This is a genomic window from Roseiarcus sp., from assembly GCF_052145395.1.
In the GTDB taxonomy this organism is placed as follows: domain Bacteria; phylum Pseudomonadota; class Alphaproteobacteria; order Rhizobiales; family Beijerinckiaceae; genus Roseiarcus.
Genome location: NZ_JBKQOT010000200.1, coordinates 1 through 4506 on the forward strand (window position 1 = coordinate 1; position 4506 = coordinate 4506).

Consider the following 4506-nt stretch of genomic DNA (forward strand, 5'->3'; position numbering starts at 1 on the left):
GTCGGCGAGAGATCCCGTCACCAGCAGACTCGGCCCGACGCTCGGGTCCTCCTCCGCAAGCGTCGGCACAAGCGCGGCCAGGCAGGAATCTTCGCCCTGGGTGAACGTCGTCTCTATCCCGCTGCCGGAATAGGCAACGACCCGCGCACGCGGCGCGTGGGTCGCGGACAGGCGGCGCGCCGCGCGCGCCAGATCGATCTTGATGACCTCCGACGGGCAGGAGCCCACGAGGAACAGAAGCTTGATCTCCGGCCGGCGCTCAAGGAGCCGCGCGACGACCCGATCGAGCTCCTCGTTCACATCCGCCATGCCCGCGAGATCGCGTTCGGTGAGGATCGCGGTCGCAAACCGCGGCTCGGCGAAAATCATTGCGCCCGCCGCGGACTGGATCAGATGCGCGCAAGTGCGGGAGCCAACGACGAGGAAGAAGGCGTCGCGGATCTTGCGGTGGAGCCAGACAATGCTGGTCAGTCCGCAAAAGACTTCGCGCTGCCCGCGCTCGCGCAGGACAGGGGAGGGGCCGCAACCGCGCGCGTCCGGAGCCGGCCTGAGGTCGAGCGGGACGCGCGCGTTCATGGCGCGACCCCCGGTTGAGCGTTCGCCACCGCGAATCCGGCGTCTGATGAGCCTTGAAGCCGCGCCGCGCGCAATTTGACAAGGAACTGGGTGGCGTTGATGACGTAAGCCGCGTAGGCTGCAAGCGCGAGCAGCATCAGCGCGCGAGGGTCGAGCACTCCGAGGAACAGCGCCATGAGATACGCTGTGTGCAATGCGATGACGAGCATCGAGAACACGTCCTCCCAGAAGAAGGATTCGGCGAAGAGATACTTGCCGAAGACTGCTTTCTCCCAGATCGATCCGGTGATCATGATCGCGTAGAGAACGATCGTTTTGCCAACGACGGATATGAGGGCGGACTCCTCTCCGGCGCCCGTCACAAGGAAGCGGACGACGAGGCCGAGGCTGACGAGAAAGCCCACGAACTGGACCGGAGCCAGGACCGCTTGAACGATCGTCCAGATGCTTTGGTCGCGCCGTGCGCGCTGCTCTGTGGAGTAGAGCGGCTTTGCCTGCGCTGCTGGCGGACGCCCTCGTTGCATCGGTCCCGCTTCTCCGGTCCTCGAGGCTGGCCGCACCGACGGGGTCGACGAAGCCGTTGGGTGGGCAATCTAGGACCAAGGGAGTGAAAGTGTCAATCTGTGTTGACGTCTTTTTTTAGTTACACTAGGATGACACGTTGAGCAAGGAGCTTTGATTGGCGCGCGCTCCCCGCCCGTCAGAGCGCGGAAACGAGACGCGGCGAGGCAGACCGTCCAACAAATCGCCATGCGGCGCGCGACTCAGGGTGGCCAGGCGGCACGGAGGGCCTTGCCCGAGTTGTGGTCCGAGATCTTCTTGTCGGAGGTCCGGTCGTCGCGTCAGAACCCGAATTAGGGTCGAGAACCAGCGCCGACGCGGGCGCCACGACTTCGCAGGAGGCTATGGTGATTGCGAGGAGTTTGCTATTGCGGGGCGCGCGACCGGAAATTGGCGGGCGCTGAACCTGTATCAAACTTGATCCTCAACTTGAGGGGCGAACTCGTGGTCGAAGGTGCAAGTTCGGCATCCTTAGCGCGATTTGCGGCGGCCGGCGAACTGTTGCGTGGGCTCGATCCCGAAGACATCGGACATTTGCTCGCCTCGACCGCCGACGTGGCGCTAGTCGTCGACAGCGCCGGCGTCATTCTTGACGCCGCATTCTCGGACGCGGACCTGACCAGGTTGGCTGGGCCGGAGTGGATCGGCAAGCGCCTGATCGACACCGTTACTGACGAGACGCGCCCGAAGATCGAGGACCTTATCCGCGATTCGGCTCAGCAGGCATCGCTGCGCTGGCGCCAGGTCAACCACCCGGCCAGTCGGGGCTCAGACGTCCCGGTCCGCTATCGTGCGGTCCGCTACGGCCAGGATGGCCGAATTCTCGTGGTCGGACGCGATCTGAGGCCGATGGCGGCGCTCCAGCAGCGCCTGGTCGAATCTCAGCAGGAAATGGAACGCGAATACACGCGGATCCGCAATGCCGAGAAACGCTATCGGCTGCTGTTTCAACTCGCCTCCGAAGCCGTCCTGATCCTCGATTCGAACACGGCGCGAATCGTCGAAGCCAATCCGGCGGCCGCCATCCTGTTCGGCGCGGAGCCGAAGAAGCTGGTCGGCCGCGACTTCGAGGCCCTGTTCGCCGAGTCGAGCCGCCAGACGGCGGCCTCCTTCCTCGCGGCAACGCGTATCGCTCCCCGGGTCGACAGGGTTCACGCCCAACTCGCGCTCGACAACAGCGGCGTGTTGCTGACGGGTTCGTCCTATCGCCAGGACGGCGCGCCGCTACTCGTCGTCCTTCTTTCGCGGCTGGGCGAATCGTCCCTCGGGGCGTCGGTCGACGACGCGAACATTCTGCGCCTCGTGGAGGCGATCCCCGAAGCCTTCGTCGTCGTCGCGGCGGACCGGAGGATCATGACGGCGAATGCGGCGTTCCTGGACCTCGTCCAGGCGACGACGGCGATCCAGGTGCGCGGCGAACCGATCGAGCGATGGATCGGCCGCCCGGGCGTCGATGTTGACGTCCTTTTCTCGAATCTCCGGGCGCATGCAAACGTGCGCTTCTTTTCCACCGTGGCCCGGGGCGAGCTGGGGACCGCCGAAGACGTGGAAATCGTGGCCGTTTCGGCGCTAGGCGGCACGGCGCCTGTCTTCGGCATGACGATTCGCGCAACTGGCTGGCGCGGCGGGCGAGAGAGACTCGGAGGCCGGGAGTTGCCGCGAACCGTCGAACAATTTACCGAGCTCGTCGGACGCGTGCCGATGAAAAATCTGGTGCGCGAAACGACGGACTTGATCGAACGCCTCTGCATCGAGGCTGCGCTCGAGTTGACCCGGGAGAACCGCGCCTCCGCAGCGGAGATGCTCGGCCTCAGTCGCCAAGCATTCTACGTGAAGCTTCGTCGCTATGGCCTAGGGGACGGGGACAGCGACAACGGCGGCTCGGAGCGCTAAGCGCCCCCGAGTGTCGTCTGCCCCTGACACAAACCGGTCTTCTAAGTGTCAACCTGTCTTGACATTTCTGAGCGGTCAAGCTTAGCTTTGCGGCATGCGGAGCCCCCAGCCGAGAGCCGTTCTGGAACTGCTCAAGCCAATCACCTGGTTTGCGCCCATGTGGGCGTTCGCCTGTGGGGTGATCTCGAGCGGGCTGCCGACCTCGGCGCGATGGGCGATCGTCCTGGCCGGGGTCGCGCTGGCGGGCCCTCTCATCTGCGCCACCAGCCAGGCGGTGAACGACTGGTACGACCGCGACGTCGACGCCGTCAACGAGCCCGGCCGCCCGATACCGTCGGGCCGGATTCCGGGACGCTGGGGCCTCTACATCGCTTGCGTGTGGACGGTCTTCTCGCTCGCCTGGGCTTGGTCGCTCGGGCCTTGGGTGTTTGCGGCCGCGGTGGTCGGGCTGGTGCTTGCCTGGGCCTACAGCATGCCGCCGGTTCGGCTGAAGCAAAACGGCTGGTGGGGAAATTCCGCGGTCGCGGTGGCCTACGAGGGGCTGCCCTGGTTCACCGGCGCGGCCATTATGGCCGCGAGCCTGCCGGACCCGAGGGTCATTCTGCTTGCGGCTCTCTACAGCTTTGGCGCGCACGGCATCATGACGCTCAACGACTTCAAGTCGATCGAAGGCGACAGACGCCTCGGCGTCCGCTCTCTGCCCGTTCAGCTCGGGGCCGAGCGAGCGGCACGGCTCGCTTGTGTGGTGATGGCCGCGCCTCAAGTCGTCGTCGTCGGGCTGCTTGTCGCCTGGAATCGGCCGCTTTATGGGGCGACGGTCGCGGCGCTGCTTCTCGGACAGCTGGCCTTGATGCCGCGACTCCTCAAGGACCCTCGAGGACAGGCGGCCGTCTACAATGCGACCGGGACGACGCTTTATGTCCTTGGCATGCTGACGAGCGCCTTCGCGCTGCGAGCTGCGGGAGCAGCGCCATGATGAGCGAACGGGGGCTCGGCTGGCCGGGCATCGTCCGGCTCGGGATTGCGCAGACCGCGCTCGGCGCGATCGTGGTCCTGATGACGTCAACCATCAATCGGGTGATGGTCGTCGAGTTTGCCTTGCCCGCGCTCGTGCCCGGCCTGCTCGTGGCGTCGCATTACGCGGTCCAGATCTTCCGGCCCGCGTGGGGCTACGGGTCCGACGTGGGCGGACGCCGCACGCCGTGGATCGTCGGCGGCATGGCGACCCTCGCGATCGGCGCGATCGGCGCCGCGGTCGGAACCGCGCTCGCTGCGAACGCCCTGTCGCTCGGGCTCTCGGTTGCAGCGGTCGCTTTCCTGCTTGTCGGCATGGGCGCAGGGTCGGCCGGCACGTCGGTGCTGGCGCTACTTGCCTCGCGCGTCGCGCCGCGCCGGCGCGCCGCGGCGGCTTGCGTTGTCTGGATGATGATGATCCTCGGCTTTGCGATTTCAGCGCCGCTTGCCGGGCATTTCCTC

General features: G+C 66.0%; 5 protein-coding genes. 3 read left to right on the top strand and 2 right to left on the bottom strand.

What is annotated here, in order from left to right:
• On the bottom strand, positions 1–576 hold a 576-nt coding region (locus ACLP25_RS06850; protein WP_442468467.1), incomplete at its 3' end, for a nitrogenase component 1.
• Positions 573–1100, bottom strand: coding sequence for a 2-vinyl bacteriochlorophyllide hydratase (gene bchF / locus ACLP25_RS06855; protein ID WP_442468468.1), 528 nt, complete (start codon positions 1098–1100; stop codon positions 573–575). The genes ACLP25_RS06850 and bchF, both read right to left, overlap by 4 nt.
• A gap of 481 nt (positions 1101–1581) precedes the next feature.
• Between bchF and ppsR the strand changes: the two genes are divergently transcribed.
• The 3 genes from ppsR to ACLP25_RS06870 form a co-directional block, all read left to right on the top strand.
• Entirely contained in the window at positions 1582–3030 is a 1449-nt protein-coding gene (ppsR, locus tag ACLP25_RS06860) for a transcriptional regulator PpsR (RefSeq protein WP_442468469.1), read from the top strand.
• Positions 3031–3124: 94 nt separating this feature from the next.
• Positions 3125–4006: a chlorophyll synthase ChlG gene (gene chlG / locus ACLP25_RS06865; RefSeq protein WP_442468470.1), complete on the top strand. Its 882-nt coding sequence runs from the start codon at positions 3125–3127 to the stop codon at positions 4004–4006.
• A partial coding sequence (locus ACLP25_RS06870) for a PucC family protein (protein ID WP_442468471.1) occupies positions 4003–4506 on the top strand: 504 nt, incomplete at its 3' end. The genes chlG and ACLP25_RS06870, both read left to right, overlap by 4 nt.

Excerpts from the sequence above, each read along its gene's own strand:
- bchF (WP_442468468.1), bottom strand. The coding sequence starts at position 1,100 with ATGCAACGAGGGCGTCCGCCAGCAGCGCAGGCAAAGCCGCTCTACTCC.
- chlG (WP_442468470.1), top strand. The coding sequence starts at position 3,125 with ATGCGGAGCCCCCAGCCGAGAGCCGTTCTGGAACTGCTCAAGCCAATC.